We start from the raw sequence: 17,243 nt of genomic DNA, 5'->3' as shown, positions 1-17,243 counted from the left end.
TATGTCTCGCAATCACCAAGGCGCGCGCCTCTCATCCACCGAGCAACGTCTGCGACTGCGGGCACCGGACGATGTGATGCAGCTGGAGCGCCTCGGCAGCCTGCATGCCAGCCGCCTGAGTTTCGTGAGAAGTCTAGTGCGCCAGATGGCACACGAAAAATGGAAGATCACCACGACCCGCTTCGAACTGGATGCCCTCGGTCACGGTGTGGCGATCTACTGCCTGCAGACGCCCAACAAGCGCTATCACGGCGTCATATTTTCTCAGGCGCTTGAGGATTCCGCACGCTCTGACCGCGTCATCGCCGAGGCCTGGGATGTCACCTTCGGCGTCGTGGAAGGTGATGTGGATGATGCGCTTCTCGAGCAGATGGCGGCCAATGTGCCGTTGCAGGAAGCCGGGCGCCAGCATCCCAGATTGTTGGTCCTGTCGCGTGCCAATCGCAGCTTGCGCAACTTCGCAAGCTTCCTGGAGGCGCTGAGTGCAGGCCAGCAACCTGATCCTGAGTGGCTGACCCGGGTCGGCTATCTGTATCGGACCACGGCCGTCTATGGCAATGGCAAGTTCGGCATCGCGGATTATGACCGTCTCAAGGACAACGCGGATTTCCATCGACCCTTTTCTGCCCAGATGCTGGGCGTCTATCTGCTGCGTCACTTCTCGATCCAGCAGATAGAGCACATGGCCCGTGCCCGGGCTCCCGAGACCGCCGCACCTCTGACAACCTCGTTGAAGCGCTATCTGGGCATCGGCAACTCCACTGGCCTCGGGATGGCGCCGTTCCTGATCAATCATCCGCAGTTGGTACAGCGCTGGGTGGAAAGCCGGGAACTGGCGCTTGCCGAGGTGACGGCACAGGTACCGGGAGAACAGGAGCGTTCACGTCTGCTGGCACTCCTCAAGCGCGCCGAGACTCATCTGCGCCAGACTGTCACGGACGATCACGAGCAGACCCTGCGCAACCAGGCCACGGTGGCGTCGTTGCCTGAGCTGATGACCTGGCTCGAACTCGTGCCGCTGTCGCCGGAGCTCTGGCAGGAGCTGATCGACTGGAGTCACCAGCAGCATGGGCTCGAGGCTCAGGAGCTGGTGAACACTCTGCTGCTGGAGCTGTATCCGAGCATCGTCGACCGCTATGAGGACCTGATGGCGGTGGAAGAAAGCTTGGAGCTGACCCCGGACATGCCGCTGGTTCACCTCAAACAGGTGATCGAAACGCACTACGACTGGGCGTTGCGCTTCGATTTTTCACTCGCCGAGAATCGCCACTGGTTCTGGTATCGCTCGGTCGAGAAGGAGGAGCCCCGTCTGGGAGTCCGCGACAGGGAGGCAGGTGCCGACAAGGAAATGAAGCTGGCGATTGCCCCGCGTGTCGCCGATACCCATGCGGCGATCAGTCAGTACCTGGAAGACAACCCTCGTGCCTTGGTGGTGGAATTCCTGATCCAGTGCCCGCGTCACAAGGATATCGTTCGCCGCATTCAGAGCATGGCCAGCACCAGCTTTGGCGAGATACGCGCCAACCTGTGGGCGCGGGACATGAAGCCCATGCACCTGTTGCGGACCAAGCTGTCGTTCTTCGGTGCCAGCCGTTTCGACCCGAAGTCTGATCGTTGGGTGCGTATCACGCTCTTCCAGGGGGCTCCGCTGGTGGAGGAACTCAACGCCGAGCCGGAGGATCCTGTCGCGTTTGATGATTGGAGCTTCCCGCTGGCACCGCAGATTGCGCGCACGGTGCTGCCAGAGATGACCGCCGGCCTTCGGCAGGGCAATACCACGACAGTGGGAGGAATGTGATGAAGGTCTCCTACAACGAGCTTCACGGACTGTGTCGCAAGGCCTTTCAGGCGATGGGCTTTGAAGACGGTGACGCCGGGGATGCCGCCGACATGGTGGCCTGGATGCAGCTCTATGAGTTGGAAGGGCTGGCGGCGCTCAATCGCGGGCTGCGTTTCTTGCTGGAGGATACCGAGGAGCATCCGCCGGAGGTCGTCTATGCCGATGGCGACCTCGCGGTACTCGACAGCCACGGTCACAGCGTATTGAAGAGCTCATCGCTGGCGTTGGAACTCGGTTTTGCCAAGGCACGTGCGCGTGGCCTCGCCGTCATCAAGATTCAGCATTGCCACAATCGGCAGCTGATCATGGGCTACCTGGCGCGCCTTGCGGGGCGTGGCATGAATGTTACCGCCTTCTGGCGCAACGCCCAGGACGTGGACGAGGCGGCCGGCTGCCCCATGATCGAGCAGGTCGTGGGCTTCAGAGCCAACAGCTCGGTCCCCGAGATACGGGTCTATGCCGTGCGTGAAGTGCCAGAAGAGAATGAGCCCAATGACGGCATCACGCTGGTGATGGCCAACCATGTCGATCTGCTGCCATCTCTTCGCTCCGACTATGACGTTGACCTGCTGGCCTGTCATGAAGAGTCGAAGCTGCTCGCCTGTCGCCAACGTGCCATGCAGGAAGGCATCGAGGTGGATGACGAACTCTGGTCACGCCTGAAAGCACTCTCGACACGCCTGTTGGTCGAGGCAACGGAAGACTCTCGCAGCGGTGCCGGCGCCGGTTCCACCGACAACGACTGACCGCTCGCGTCTCAATACGCCCTATCTCTCCATGATTCGCCGCTCTTGCCGGGTCATGGAGAGCGCCCATCGAAAGATCTTTGAGGAATACCCATGGTTCATCCCGTCAAGACTGATCTGTTTGCCTCTCGTGCGCCCCTGTCATGGGCGAGTGTCGGCAATGGCATCCTGTTCACTGCCCAGATCCCGATCGATGCCGCTGGCAATGTCGTGGAGGGCGGAATTGCTGCCCAGACCCGCCAGACGCTGGATAATCTGATTCATACCTTGGAATGCGCCGGTGGTGACGCCTCCTCGCTGACCCAGGTGCTGATCTATGTGACTGATCGCGAGCATCTGGCGACAGTGAATAGTCTCTATGCAGAATATGTGCGTGAGCCCTATCCCAACCGGGCTGCCATCATCGTCTCCGGGTTTGCACGCGAAGAGATGCTGGTTGAGATGGTCGCCTATGCCGCACTGGAGGTTGATGTCTAAAGCCACCGGGATGCGGGCGAGGAAGTGACCCGTCACGTTTGTGCCCTGCATTGACAGGTCATTGAGGCCCATCGGTTCATCAAGCCACAGGCCAATGAGAAAGACGCCGGAGCATTCGCTGCTCCGGCGTCTTTTTTGCCTACGTCATGTCTTCTTTCACTGCTGTCAGGGCGTAAGGCCCGCGGCCTGCATGAAGCGTCTCAGTGCCAGAGAGACGAGGCCCAGCGCGCAGACACTGCCTCCCCAGATCACCACCAGCCAGCCGATCTTGCTGAGCCAGCTGGCCGGGTGCGCGGGCGTCTCGGATAGCTCGTCGTCGAGTCTGGCTGTGGGGGCATGCAGTGGCGCTGAATGTGTCTCGCGTGTCGGGGATGTCATGTCAGCACCTCTCAATGGTAGCCATCGGTGTGACGGACCTTGCCCTTGAATACGAAGTAGCTCCACGCCGTGTACATCAGGATGATCGGCAGGATGAAGAGCGTGCCGACGAGAGCAAAGCCCTGGCTTTGGGGCGGAGAGGCCGCTTCCCAGATCGTCACATGACCGGGAATGATGTCAGGCCACATGCTGATGCCGAACCCGCTGTAGCCCAGGAAGATCAAGGCCAGCACCAGCAGGAAAGGCTGGGCATGATATTCAAGGGCGACGGCGCGGATCAGCGCATAACTGGCCAGCACTACCAGCACTGGCACCGGCAGGAACCAGAACAGCTGCGGCAGCGAGAACCAGCGCTCGGCGATGGCGGAGTGTGCCAGCGGAGTCCAAAGACTGACGGCCGCGATCATGATCAATACCCACAGCGTCAGCGGGCGCGTCAGGGCAAACATGCGCGCCTGGAGAAGGCCTTCGGTCTTCATGATCAGCCAGGTGCTGCCGAGAAGCGCATAGGTGAATAGCAGCGCCACACCGCAGAACAGCGGGAAGGGCGACAGCCAGTCCAGCGAACCACCGCTGAAGTGAACCCCATCGAAGGCGATACCCTGGATATAGCCTCCCAGAGCGACGCCTTGACTGAAGGTGGCCAGCACCGAGCCGCCCAAGAAGGCCTTGTCCCACCAGTGGCGGCTCGCGTCCGAGGCCTTGAAGCGAAATTCGAAGGCGACACCGCGGAAGATGAGGCCGATCAACATGGCGACAAGGGGAATGCTCAGGGCTTCCAGCAAGACGGCGTAGGCCAGCGGGAAGGCCGCAAATAGCCCGGCGCCGCCCAGTACCAGCCATGTCTCATTGCCATCCCACACGGGGGCCACGGTATTCATCATCACATCGCGGTCCACTTTATCCTCCACCCACGGGAAGAGGATGCCGATGCCCAGATCAAAGCCGTCCATGATCACGTACATCATCAGGCCGAACAGGATGATGCCCGCCCAGATGACAGAAAGGTCGATACCCATAGCGTTCATCGCTCCAGTCAGTGAGTGGTGCCGTCGAGAGATTCCTCGATGGCCGACAGTGGGCGGGAAGGTGTACGTGGCTTGCCGGGGCCGCCGCTGGGGGCGTGGCTGTCATCACCCGCCGGCCCTTTCTTGATCAGCTTGAAGAGGTAGTTGATCCCCGTGCCGAAGACGACGAAGTAGACCGCGACAAAGGCCGTCAGGCTGATGCTGAGGTGGGCCGTGCTGTGAGCAGAGACGGCATCTTCCGTTCTCATCAAGCCGTAGACCACCCACGGCTGGCGGCCGACCTCAGTGGTGAACCAGCCTGCGAGTATCGCGATCAACCCAGCCGGCCCCATGGCGACGGCCAGCCTCAGCCAGCGCCGCGAGGTGAAGAGCCTGCCCTTGCGGGCCAGATAGACACCCGAAAGGCCAAGCAGAATCATCGCAAGGCCCAAGCCGACCATCAGGCGGAAGCTCCAGAACACGACGGTCGAATTGGGGCGGTCCGCGGCAGGGAAGTCCTTGAGCGCCGGTACCTGCTTGTCGATGTCATGCATCAACAGCAGGCTGCCGAGAGCCGGAATCTCGAGCGCGAAGCGCGTCTCTTCGCGCTGCATGTCGGGCACACCGAACAGGATCAATGGCGTCGGTTCCCCATGGCTGTTGTCCCAGTGACCTTCGATGGCCGCGATCTTGGCCGGCTGGTGCTTGAGCGTATTCAGACCGTGCATGTCGCCGACGAAGGCCTGCAGCGGGGCGGTCACCATCAGCATCAGTACCGCCATGACCAGCATCTTGCGCACTTCCGGGGTGTCGCGTTTCTTGAGTAGCAACCAGGCGGCGGAGGCTCCGACGAACAGCGAGGTGCTCAGGAAGGCGGCCAGTGCCATGTGGGCCAGGCGATAGGGGAAGGAAGGGTTGAAGACGATCGCGAACCAGTCGACCGGCACGACGATGCCATCGATGACCTCATGCCCCTGTGGGGTCTGCATCCAGCTGTTGGATGACAGGATCCAGAACATCGAGACCAGGGTGCCGAGCGCCACCATGCAGGTCGAGAAGAAATGCAGGCCGCGACCGACGCGATTCCAGCCAAACAGCATCACGCCGAGGAAGCCGGCTTCGAGGAAGAAGGCGGTCAGGACTTCATAGGTCAGCAGTGGCCCGGTCACGCTGCCGGCAAAGGCCGAGAAACCGCTCCAATGCGTGCCGAACTGGTAGGCCATGACCAGCCCTGACACCACGCCCATCGCGAAGTTGACCGCGAATATCTTTGACCAGAAATGATAGAGGTTGCGGTAGACCTGTGTGCCTGTCTTCAACCACATGCCTTCCAGCACCGCCAGATAGCTGGCGAGGCCAATGGTGATGGCCGGGAAGATGATGTGAAACGAGATGGTGAAGGCGAACTGTATCCTGGCCAGGTCGATGGCCTCGGTGCCGAACATGGCAATGTCTCCTGAGTAGGCGGCAAGGGGGACGGCCCTGCCTGAATCTTCGCCGCTACTCTAGGGAGCCACCGGAAGCCATAACAGGCTCAGTTGTGCGAGAAAAAACCATATCAGTTGCGTGCCGAATTCTGATCAGTCGTTAAAGGCGCGTGAGTCTGTCAGCCGGACAGCCAGGGGGTATGGCGAGCAGCCTGCAAGGCGAGCCAGACGCCCGGGCACACTCTGATTGATGCCCGCACCCTGTCAGTGTCAGGTGTCTGTCGTATCGCCCTTGGCGGCAGGCCCCGTCATGGCGGGCTCTGGCGCTTCCTTGAGGGGCACTCGTGCATCATCAGGGCATGCAATCAAGGTGCGCAACACGGTGCGACATCCAGGCGTGGCAAGCGGCTGGCGCGCGAGTGATATGCGCCGCAAAAGGCTGTTTTCGCCCCCGCGGATGACGAGTGAAGACTGTGTGGCAAGGCGGCCACAAGGGCTGCGGCATTTGCGCGCACTCGTGCGCGCATATACTCAAGTCGCACCTCGCACCTCGCACCTCGCACCTCGCACCTCGCACCTCGCACCTCGCACCTCGCACCTCGCACCTCGCACCTCGCACCTCGCACCTCGCATACAGCCTGAGCGGTCCGCGTTTCAGGCTGCCTTGAGCAATTCACCCAATGTCTGCATGGCGCGCTCTGACGCCGCATCCCACGGGTGGCCGTAGCTCAAGCGAATGCAATGCTTGAAGCCCTGGGTGGCTGAGAAGATGGGCCCCGGTGCAAGGCTGATGCCGTGGGCCAGCGCCTGCTGAAACAGGGCCAGCGAGTCGATGTGCTCTGGGAGCTCGCACCACAGGAAATATCCCCCGTGGGGGTGGGTGACGCGGGTGTCTGCGGGGAAGTAGCGATCAATGGCTGCCAGCATGGCCGTCTGCTGGGTCTCGAGCGCCAGGCGTAGCTTGCGCAGGTGGCGGTCGTAGCCGCCGTGCTGGAGGTAGTCGGCCAAGGCCACCTGGGCAGGCAGCGATGGCGAGATGGTCGTCATCAGCTTGAGGCGCGAAATCTCTCGTGTATGACGCCCCGCGGATATCCAGCCCACCCGATAGCCCGGCGCCAGGCACTTGGAGAACGACCCGCAGTGCATCACCAGCCCCTCGACATCCAGCGCCTTGATGGGCTGCGGGGGTGGTACCTCGGCACGTTGATCGAAATACAGCTCCGCGTAGACGTCATCCTCCAGCATTGGCAGTTGATGACGGCAGAGCAGCGCATACAGTTGGGCCTTGCGTGCATCGCTCAGGCTGGCCCCCAGCGGATTCTGCAGATGGCTCATGAACCAGCAGGCCTTGATGGGCAGCGTCTCCAGACGGTTCTCGAGCACCTCGAGATCAATCCCGTCGCGCGGATGTACCGGAATTTCCACCGCGCGCAACTTGAGCCGCTCAAGCACCTGAAGCGTGGCATAGAAGGCCGGCGACTCGATGGCGACCAGGTCACCGGGCTGGGTGACGCATTGCAAACCAAGGTTGAGCGCTTCCATGGCGCCATTGGTGATCACCAGCTCCTCCGTCGGCAGCTGCATGCCGTTGACCATGTAGCGCTGAGCGATCTGCCGGCACAGGTCAGGATGGCCGGTCGTCATGTCGGAGATCACGGCATGCGACGATAGCTGGCGCAGCCCGCGCGTCATGCTGGTTGCAAGCCGCGCGAGCGGGAAGAGCTCCGGGCTCGGGAAGGCAGATCCGAAGGGGACGGTATCGTTGTCGCTCAGTGAACCCAGTACCGAGAACACCAGTTCACTGACGGCGACCTCAGAAGGGGCTTGCTGCTGCAGGGCGACATGCGGTTCATCGAGTATCCGCGAGGCATTGTCACGCACGAAATATCCCGAGCGCGGCCGCGCACTGATCAGGCCTTGATTCTCCAGCAGGTAATACGCCTGAAAGACGGTAGAGGGGCTGATGCCATATGCCTTGCTGGCTTGGCGCACTGACGGCACGCGCTCACCAGGCGCGAGAATTCCAGTACGAATCAGGTTGGAGATCTCGGCGGCAAAGCGTTCATAACGCTTCATGGTAAAGCCCTGATAAAGTTGAACGACACATGTGTCCCCACGACGAGGCGGGGGAGTGCAGACTACCTCTATTCAGTCAGCGCCACTACCGTGGTCGCATTCCTTGAGTGGTCTGCCAAATCACGAGTCATCTTGTTCAAGTTCTGCAGCGCAGGAGGCTGGTGACGGCAAGTTGCGCTGTCTTCATTGCGTGGAGGCCACCCAGGGTGTGATCGCCCGGGTGTACTCACTGGCGCGCCGCATGGCCTGCCGGTGCAGGTATTCCAGACTATGGGCATAGTGCGTCAATGTCTGTTCCGGGGTGCGGTGGCCGATCCAGACGGCAAGTTGATACAACAACATGCCGCGATCCTGACTGTCCTGTCCGGCATAGCCTCGAACCCCCTTCAGAAAGCGTTCCAGGGGCGCTTTTTGCAGTCCCCAGGAGCCGTGCTCCTGCAAGTCGTCGAGAATGTCACGGCTCTGCGCCGCCTCAAGACGGATCAGCCACCAACTGACCGCTGCATGGCGCAATGAGTGAAAGTCGATGGCGCTCCCCAGCACACTTCGCATGGTGTCAATTGCCGGAGCGATCAGCCCGGCATGATTGAATGCCTGACAACTCTCTTTCGGGCCGAACAAGGCGATGTCAGATAGGGCTGTCGAGGGGAAGCATCGCCGTCGATATACCCACCATACTGCCAACAGTTCGATATCGCCGAAGAATGTCAGAAGGTGCAGGGGAAGTACGCGCCGCGCTGAAGGCGTCTTTCCGGCGTGAATATAAACGCGGCACTCAATCTCCGGCAATGACTTCAGCAGTTCACGCAACTTCACGTGCAGGGTATCTCTCTCATGTGGTGCGGGAGGTGAGAATCCCGTATCAGGTAGCGCCTTTGCGAGCTCGGCTGGGCAGTTGTCCTCCAACCACTGCTCGAGCGAAAAGGTGCCCTGAGGACATTCGATGCGAATGTCCCGTAGGGTCAGGGCGCAGACCTCGCTGGCGCGCATCCCCCCGTGGAAGCCCAGTGCGATGCTGAGCCACTGCATGGTGGCATCAGGCATTGCATCGGGGACTGCGAGAAGATGGGTACGTACCTTTTCCATCTGTCTCAGGGTGGCGAAATGAATGCGTTTGGCGCTGGGGGTCTTGTGATTGCCTGATATCGGCGGCTCCACGTCCAGCAATACCCCCATGCTGTGCATGAAGCGGATGAGCTGCCCAATATTGCCAAGAAAGCTGTGTGTCGTGCTGGCAGACCACCCCATATCGCGTGGCACGCACCAGCACATTTCCTGGGCACTGTCGTTGTCCCACTCCTGAATGTCGATCGACAAGGTGTAGTCCGCCATCGCCATCGGCAAGCTGCGAGAAAGATAGGTGTGCAGCGAACTGACGCGTAGCATGCGAGTCACGCGCAGATCATGCAGCCAATAGAGCACCATGACCGGGTAGCTATGGCGGATGCCCATGAGTCTTGTGAGGCGTCTGCTTGTCTCGAGCAGCAGCGCCTCCAGACGCTTCTTGACCCTTTCGTCACTTGTCTTGCGAAGATGATCAGAGGAAATGACCCCGATCCATTGCTTTAGGATGCGTCTCGCCGACGGAAGCCAGTCGATCGGCCAGGAATCCGGGGGCATCAAGCGCTGCCCCGGAGGTTGTGTCAGTACGGGTGAGTGGGGGGAAGCGTTCGTTTCTGATGCTTTGGTCGCGAAAAGATCCATGGCGCTCATCGCGTCGTCATTCGCCACGGATTCCTGCTGATGGTTGCCGGAATCAGCCGCCATGACCGTGCTGACCGGTGGTGAATCGAGCCGAGCGAAGTAGGAGTGGGGCTCATAAAGCCCATGCGCGCTGCTGTAGGGAATCGGATAGCGACTGAACTGGCTGACCCAGTAGCCGGGCAATCCCCCCAGGACTGCGGCATGAGGCAATGCGCTCAGCAAGGTGGTCAGCTTAAGCCTTCGGCGTTCCTCGATTGTCATGGGCAGTGTGGTGATCAGGGAGGCTAGCTCCTGTCTCATGCGACCCTTGACGATGCGAATCCGTTCGGGAATCGAGAGGGACTGGTCTTCTGGCCTCTCGGCCAATAACCACTCGTCCCTGGCGGTGGTGGGTTTTCTGGCTCTCAATGTCTTGAGCGCAGTCGTCAGTGTCGACTCCAATGGCAGACGGTAGGCCGTCATGTGAGGCGACATGACCGGCGACGGTGTCGCGTGAGCGGGGATCCAGACCCACTCATTGGGGGCGTTGCGATCGCTCTCGAAGTGACGACGCGTCAGGCAGGCCAATGTGACCAGAATCACCTGTTGGCCTAACCCTGCACGCACACCGAGCTCTACGGCAGCGCGCAACAGTGCAAAGCCAGTCCCGGGTTGACGTAGCGCGCGGATGATCGGCAAGACCCTGGTCGCGCGGTCCAGAGCTTTGGCCTCCATTGGTAGCACGCTTTTGCGCCGAGCCTGTGTGGGCCACTGTGGCAGCATCGCCACGACTCCCGGGCTTTGGTTGACTTCCTCCAGAAAGCGGCCGATGACGCGGTAAGCTTCACGGGGGCTTATCGGCCGGCGATGATGCGCCTTTCTCCATCGAATCAGCTCCGTGACCATTGCCTTGGCTTGCGTATGGTTGAGGGACAGCATCATGCTTCCAGCCTCTGCCGGCATATCGTTGGCCGGTTGGCGCTTGGCGTGACGCTCGATCCAGTACAGCAGGTGTAGGCTTTGCTGGCGTTGCGTGCCTTTGACTCGATCAAGTCGGCGTTCCTCCCAGCGCGACCAGAGCTCTTGCATGTGGTGGGTGCTCATGAGCTTTAGGTGCAAGTCAGGGTCGAGCTTGGCCAGTGATCGGATTCCTGACGCCTCCCTTGCAGGTGCAAGGTAAAACTTCCCATCTCTACTCATGGCAAATCCTTGAGAGGTATCACCTTGATTCGCAACTCATCGGACAACTCCCCCAAGAGGCGTTGCATCTCCGGCGGTAGGCAGATGTTGCTGGCATAGGGGGCGTGACGCTGCTGGCCGCGTTTGACATGGCCCAGCAGCATATCCAGCGTGTTCGCTTGCATTCGCCCATCGAGTGTCTGGGCGACGAAATGACGTGGCGCGTTATCGGGAAGTGCCAGCAGGGTAGCGAGTGCACTGCGTGACGCGGCTGTCAGTGACGGCGCTTGATGATGTGTGCTGATCCAGCCTCGGATGTGGGTCTGCTGGCAAGGCTTTGCGGTCAGATTGAGGCTGGCTTGGCGTCTTGACCACCACATGGCCAGTGCCTGCTCGTCTTCAGGCCATGACAGCCAGGTCCCGCCATTTCGTGGCCAGTGCTGTCGCCAAGAGGCCTGCCATGCCTGCAGGGTATCGAGATTCTGGCAAACCGGGAGAGGCAACGGGATGACCCGGCTTTCTCTGTAGAGACCTGAATCCTTGTCAGCGACCCACAGCAGTCGTCCACGCCGAGACATTTGCGTAGTGGCACCTGGTGGACGAAGTCCTGCCGTCAGCTGGACTCCCATGAGCACGTAGCAGCACAGCGCACTGTTGAGCTCGATCAAGGCCGAGCAGTCCTCAGGTGAAGGGGTTCGGCCACGGGCAGCAATGGGAAAGTCGGAAAGCCCCTTTTGGACCAGATCATGCAAGCCCTTCAGTGCCTCCCTGGCAGTGTGGAGCGAAAGTGTCACGCTCGAGCCCAAGGTCGTGATGGCGTGTGCATTCCTGGGAGGCACGGTCGCTTTCATCGGTGTCGCGATCCCCCACCACGCCAGCGAGGTGTTCATGAGACGCTGCAGTTCACGTAGGGACGTCTTGCGGTAAGCGGCAGGCGCTGCTGTTTTCAGACTGAGCTCCCCGTGAAGCCACTCCGCTTCGATATCGGTCTTCGCCATGCCGAGAAGGTGATGACGTGCGGCTCTCGCCACGCGCTGGGCCGTGGGAGTCGTGCCTGTGTGCGTTGCCATGTGTTGCCTCAGCTGGCGGTTGAGCACCGCCAGGCTCTTGGTCAGAGGCTGAGTTGTCGCTTCGCTCAATTGATTGAGGGATATCGCGAGGACGTCCGGTAGGCGCAGAGGCAGGGCTGAGCTTTTTGACGGTGCATGAATGACAGGGACGTAGAGTGTGTTGCTTTCGGGGACCCACTGCAGTGATTGATTCCGCGACACCGGCGTAGTGCGGAGCAATGCCTCCTGCTCGACGTCCGTCACACGGAGCTGACTGAGACGTTCGGGGGCAATACCTGTTGCGAGGACAAGCTGCACCAGCAGTCTGGCATCAGGCGGCAAAGGTAATGTCAGTATTCTTCGGATCTGCCCTTGAGTGGTGGCGAAATTCGACAGGCTTCCCAGGCTCTGTGCGATAGAGGTTTGCTGACGTTTGCGCGCGATCACCCTGCAATCTTCCGGTGTCAACAGGGTGTCTCCCTTGTGATGAAAGGGCGCTTCCTCTTCGTCTTGTGGCTGCGAGATCTCGTCTGGTTCGAGACTGGTGTCAACGTCCTCGTTGTCGTCCGAGTGTCGTGCGGTACCGAGTGTCTCAGGTAGTTCAGGATTGGAGGCAACCGATGAAAAGTCGCGCTTGAATGAGTCTTGAAACAAGACGGAGCGTTGCGGAAGCCGCTTCGCGTAGGGCGCGCGACGAGCCCCGATGGGCAGGTAACCAGATAGCAGTTCCTGGGCCAGCTGCAATTGGTCATACAGCCTTGGGTTGCCGTTTTTCAGCCACGGGATATGTTTACAGGCGCTGAGTAACGAGAGATTGGCAGAACGATGCCACGCGATCGGGTGCTGCCAAAGTGGCAGCATGTACTTCAATGCGATATGGAGGGTCGATAGATGCTGGTAATAGAGATTGCAATCGACAGAAGGCCCCGAGTGGTAGCCAGCCATGTCGCGCAAGGCAAGACGAATCAATCGGCGATTGTGCTCGATGGGGGATGGCTCGCCATTGCCTGGCAAGAGTTCGAAAGCGTGTGTTGAGGGCGTGTCATGGCGCGCGAGCTGTATTGCCTGGTTTGCGATATTGGCTCGCACCATGGAGGGAGCGAATTTATCGGGAAAGGTCAGCTGACTATGCAGTGGGTGGCTCTGGCGAATCGCCTGTAAAGGCCCCGGCGCAAGAGGGAGTCTCCTCAGGAGTTTGTTGATGAGATCGAGCAATTCAGGATCATTGTCATCTGCTGCCTGAATATGAGCGGATATCCAGAGATCCGCCTGACTACACGGGGGAAGATTACAGTGAAGAAACGGCCATAAGCGCGTTTCCTCCGAAGCCGACAATACCACGTCATCGAGTTTCTCTTCCCACTGATGAAGGATGGTTTCGGGGAGCCATGTCTTGCTCTCGGGAATGTCATGCATCATGAGGAGGACTCCCTTCCTCGTCCAATAGATCGCCCAACAGGTCGTCAACCCTTTGTGCTACATGGGACCTGCGAGTGGGTGAGGTGGCTGGCCTCGTGGTGTCTTTAGCGGGGCCTGATGCTGCTTGCCACCGAGTGGGTGGAGTCGGCTTGGGTGCCTGTGGAGTGAGGGGCACTGATGTTGGCGCCGCTTTTTGTGCCTCGTTGTCCTTGCTTGTCTCGGGGGAGAGTGGCTCTGAGGCTCCGCGATCGTCGTCGAGACTCTGCTGGCCTTTGGGACTGTGGGCACGTTGCAGTGTGCTCTTCGCCCAGCGACCCTGGGTCAGGATCATGAGACTCTTGATATCCAGGGTGGGTTTCGATAATCCGAACACGATACGGGCCAATTTCTCTTCCAGCCCAGGCCTCGCATTGAGCTGTTTGATGAATGCACGGGCTTCCATCACGTGTGTGGTATTGAAAAGCTCCTGTGGCAGCATCTCTGACAGATAGCGCAATACCTCCAGCTCCTCGTGGGTGAGAGTTTCACGGTCTACCTCAAACACCTTGAGGGAACGGAAGTTCTCGAGAGATGCCCCTCTGAGTTGTCGCAGGAGCATGCCATGGGTGAGCAGTTCGGTGTGGCCCTGGGCACCGACAAGCACGATGGGGAGGTGACTGAGCAGTAGCCCCTTGTGTGAAAGGGCCTTGCCTTTGCGTGGAGGCGGGAGATAGATGAGATCGCCAAGATAGCGTCGTGAAAGATTCCGTATCTTGCCTGAGATGGAAAAGTCAGCCTCAGGCAGGGGCGTGTAGGTATCGGTCATGAGCTGTCCCTTGTGTCTTATTAATCATCTAATTCTTATAGTAGGATAAATATCACCTCGTTGGTGCCTTGGGAAGTGCTGCCATCCTTGGCAGCGTCCTATATGGGCTGAGCTATCAGAAGAGGTCATTGCCCGGGTCATGCATGTCATCCGCCAGTCGAATGTAGCGTTCGAAGGTTTTCTGATCACGATGCCCGCTGATGCGCTTTATCTGTTGATCGCTTTTCCCACGAAGATGCGCTTCGGTAATGAAGCCGGCACGAAAGCTGTGGGTGGTGAACTTTTCTGCACTGAGGTTGGCGCGCTGTAACGCCTTCTTGAGTAGATTGCCGAACGTGACGGGGTGCATTCTGCCGGCCCCCACTCGATCTGCCTGATCGATGGAGCGATACAGTGCACCTCGACGAATACCACTCCAGGCAAGCCAAGCCTCCAGTAACGTCACTGGGCAGCAACGCCCCCCCGATGGATTGCGGGGGAGCGTCTTCTGTTCGATCCGTCCGCTTTGATTGGTTTTGCTGTGGCGCAACGTGATCACGATACCGCCATCACGCCATTCGATATCCTCTCGGTAGAGCGCGACGACCTCACTTGCGCGAAACGCCCCGTAGAAGCACAGGCAGAACATGCTGGCATCACGTAGATCTCGGGGAGCATCGAGGTCCAGAGCCTGCAACAGCTGTTGCAAATGATGGAGTCGCAAAGCGGGGGCCTGGCGCTGTCGTCCATCACTCTTGCGATGAATCCCCTTCAATACCCCTTTCACTTCCAGGCTCAGCGTGGGCGAGGGCAACTGCATATAGACATGCCAGGTACCCAGCGAGCTGGCGTGACGAGAAATCGTGGCAGGCTTGCGTCCTTTGGCATGCATCTCCGCCAGATAATTGGCGACCTGATGGGAAGTGGCGGGGAGTGAGTAGCCGGCTTTTAAGAAGCCCCGGATATCTGATCGAAATGCCAGGATGGTGTTCTTTGCCATGCTGTCAGCCAGTAGCCGTCTCGCGGCGCGTGACAATTGCATGTTGTCTGTCAGCTCATGGCTTTGCTCCTTGCCGAGCCATGGCGTGACTTCGCTCGGTAAGCGTCCCGGTTCCTTTTCAAGCGACATGCTCACCTCCTGATGATGTCAATCCATCGAAGTCAGAAGTCGTTATCCAGCATGTGGCGTTTTCACGCCTGGATGAATACCGGTATGGCAATGGGATGGTCATGAAGCACCTCGGTTGATCAGTAGTGTGGGGCGTCGACGATGTGACGCCTGTGGCTTGCGCTGTTGTTCGCAAGTCCCACCTACGCTATCGGGCTTCGTGCTTCAGGGAAGGCGATCTGCAACGGCCTGACGGCCGCACTCCTGCAGTCTGTATGCCAGAAGTCGCTGTCCTCATAGAGAGGGGAAGGGCTGTTAAATAGGGATTGATTTCGCAGAGACACCCTGTGGTTGGAAGGTCTATCGAGTGCGATATGCACCAGTACGCAACAACAAAACCAGTCTAAGAAGTACTGTGAAACAGAGGCTTATATAAGGAGTTTATAAAAAGCTCACCATATTGGTGCGCTTTCAGCATGAAGGAGATTTTGTTGCTCTGTTTCGGTGCGCTTGAGGTGCGCGCGCATCTATCCACAAGCGCGATACAAGGATGATGTCTCAATAACGGGGCGCTTGATCACGGGCTGGCACATCGATTGCAGTACCTCAGTCGGGACAACAAGTACAACAAGACACGAGGGAATGTCGTGAACAAGAAAATCGCTGCCGCAATGCTATCCGCCTGTGTCGGTTTCTCGCTCGCCAATGTCGCTCAGGCAGAAGAGGGGCCGATCAAGGTCGGCATCCTGCATTCGCTGTCCGGCACCATGGCGATCAGTGAATCGACACTGAAAGACACCATGCTGATGCTGATCGAGAAGCAGAACGAGCAGGGCGGGCTGCTGGGACGCAAGCTGGAGCCTGTGGTGGTCGACCCGGCCTCCAACTGGCCGCTGTTCGCCGAGAAGGCGCGTGAGCTACTGGCGCAGGACAAGGTCGACGTGATCTTCGGCAACTGGACGTCCGTCTCGCGAAAGTCGGTGTTGCCGGTGGTCGAGGAGCTCAACGGCCTGCTGTTCTATCCGGTGCAGTATGAGGGCGAGGAGTCCTCGGAGAACGTCTTCTACACCGGAGCGGCGCCCAATCAGCAGGCGATTCCGGCAGTGGATTATCTGATGAACGATGTCGGCGTGGAGCGCTGGGTGCTGGCGGGCACGGATTATGTCTATCCGCGTACCACCAACAAGATCCTGGCTGCCTACCTCAAGTCAAAGGGCGTGGCGGACGCGGATGTGATGATCAATTACACCCCCTTCGGCCATTCCAACTGGCAGTCGATCGTCTCGGACATCAAGTCCTTCGGCAGTGCCGGCAAGAAGACGGCTGTGGTGTCCACCATCAATGGCGATGCCAACGTGCCGTTCTATCGTGAGCTGGCCAATCAGGGCATCAATGCCGAGGATATCCCGGTGGTGGCCTTCTCGGTGGGCGAGCAGGAACTCTCGGGCATCGATACCGCACCGCTGGTCGGTCACCTGGCCGCTTGGAACTACTTCATGAGCGTGGACAGCGACACCAACTACGACTTCATCGATGAGTGGATCGATTACACCGGCAAGGAAGATGCGGTCACCAATGACCCGATGGAAGCCCACTACATCGGCTTCAACATGTGGATGGAAGCCGCGCGCAAGGCCGGCAGTGTCGAGGTCGATGCGGTCAAGGACGCCATCATCGGTGTCTCGGTGCCTAACCTGACTGGCGGCTACGCCACCATGATGCCCAACCATCACATCACCAAGCCGGTGTTGATCGGCGAGATCCAGGACAACGGTCAGTTCTCCGTCGTCTGGCAGACCCCGTCCACCGTGGCCGGCGATGCCTGGTCTGACTATCTGGAAGGTTCCAAGGACCTGATCAGTGACTGGCGCAAGCCGATGGAATGCGGCAACTACAATGTCGTGACCCATTCCTGTGGGGCTCAACAGAGCGTTGCGGCGCAATGATGCGTCGCACGTTCTGAGAGCGAGGCGGCGTGCAGGGGAGCCTGCATGTCGCCTCGTTGAGTGTCAGCTCCGAGGCCGCGATGCCCTCGGAAACTGATGACGCCTTTGCGCGTTCACCATGGAT

At 59.5% G+C, this 17,243-nt stretch carries 12 protein-coding genes; 4 read left to right on the top strand and 8 right to left on the bottom strand.

Annotated elements, in window-relative coordinates:
- Position 1 precedes the first annotated feature (1 nt).
- The 3 genes from NH396_RS00280 to NH396_RS00270 all read left to right on the top strand — a co-directional run bounded on the left by NH396_RS00280 (position 2) and on the right by NH396_RS00270 (position 3,063).
- On the top strand, positions 2-1,798 hold the full coding sequence (locus NH396_RS00280) for a hypothetical protein (protein WP_253060826.1): 1,797 nt from the start codon (positions 2-4) through the stop codon (positions 1,796-1,798).
- Complete coding sequence (locus tag NH396_RS00275; protein WP_253060824.1) at positions 1,798-2,586, top strand: DUF3726 domain-containing protein; 789 nt, start codon at positions 1,798-1,800, stop codon at positions 2,584-2,586. Before NH396_RS00280 ends, NH396_RS00275 begins: the two co-directional genes overlap by 1 nt.
- A 93-nt stretch (positions 2,587-2,679) precedes the next feature.
- Complete coding sequence (locus NH396_RS00270) at positions 2,680-3,063, top strand: RidA family protein (RefSeq protein ID WP_054556192.1); 384 nt, start codon at positions 2,680-2,682, stop codon at positions 3,061-3,063.
- 165 nt (positions 3,064-3,228) lie between these two features.
- Here the strand turns inward: NH396_RS00270 and NH396_RS00265 are convergent, their stop codons facing one another.
- The 8 genes from NH396_RS00265 to NH396_RS00230 all read right to left on the bottom strand — a co-directional run bounded on the left by NH396_RS00265 (position 3,229) and on the right by NH396_RS00230 (position 15,194).
- A complete protein-coding gene (locus NH396_RS00265) occupies positions 3,229-3,441 on the bottom strand; it encodes a DUF2474 domain-containing protein (RefSeq protein WP_253060822.1) in 213 nt (70 codons plus the stop codon).
- Between the two features lie 11 nt (positions 3,442-3,452).
- Positions 3,453-4,460, bottom strand: coding sequence for a cytochrome d ubiquinol oxidase subunit II (cydB, locus tag NH396_RS00260; protein WP_253060821.1), 1,008 nt, complete (start codon positions 4,458-4,460; stop codon positions 3,453-3,455).
- A gap of 17 nt (positions 4,461-4,477) precedes the next feature.
- Complete coding sequence (locus tag NH396_RS00255) at positions 4,478-5,893, bottom strand: cytochrome ubiquinol oxidase subunit I (protein WP_253060820.1); 1,416 nt, start codon at positions 5,891-5,893, stop codon at positions 4,478-4,480.
- A 636-nt stretch (positions 5,894-6,529) separates the two neighbouring features.
- Positions 6,530-7,951, bottom strand: coding sequence for a PLP-dependent aminotransferase family protein (locus tag NH396_RS00250; RefSeq protein WP_253060818.1), 1,422 nt, complete (start codon positions 7,949-7,951; stop codon positions 6,530-6,532).
- Positions 7,952-8,134: 183 nt separating this feature from the next.
- Positions 8,135-10,723, bottom strand: a complete 2,589-nt coding sequence (locus NH396_RS00245) for a hypothetical protein (RefSeq protein WP_253060816.1) — start codon at positions 10,721-10,723, stop codon at positions 8,135-8,137.
- 107 nt (positions 10,724-10,830) lie between these two features.
- On the bottom strand, positions 10,831-13,281 hold the full coding sequence (locus tag NH396_RS00240; RefSeq protein ID WP_253060814.1) for a hypothetical protein: 2,451 nt from the start codon (positions 13,279-13,281) through the stop codon (positions 10,831-10,833).
- Positions 13,271-14,086: a hypothetical protein gene (locus NH396_RS00235; protein WP_253060812.1), complete on the bottom strand. Its 816-nt coding sequence runs from the start codon at positions 14,084-14,086 to the stop codon at positions 13,271-13,273. Before NH396_RS00235 ends, NH396_RS00240 begins: the two co-directional genes overlap by 11 nt.
- A 115-nt stretch (positions 14,087-14,201) precedes the next feature.
- A complete protein-coding gene (locus NH396_RS00230; protein WP_253060810.1) occupies positions 14,202-15,194 on the bottom strand; it encodes a site-specific integrase in 993 nt (330 codons plus the stop codon).
- Positions 15,195-15,844: 650 nt separating this feature from the next.
- On the opposite strand from NH396_RS00230, the gene urtA reads away from it, so the two are divergent.
- The gene (gene urtA / locus NH396_RS00225) at positions 15,845-17,119 is read left to right on the top strand and encodes an urea ABC transporter substrate-binding protein (protein WP_253061511.1); all 1,275 of its coding nucleotides are present in this window, start codon (positions 15,845-15,847) and stop codon (positions 17,117-17,119) included.
- Positions 17,120-17,243 lie beyond the last annotated feature (124 nt).

Source organism: Cobetia sp. Dlab-2-AX, from assembly GCF_024124625.1.
GTDB lineage: Bacteria > Pseudomonadota > Gammaproteobacteria > Pseudomonadales > Halomonadaceae > Cobetia.
This window is presented reverse-complemented; position numbering and strand designations above follow the sequence as displayed.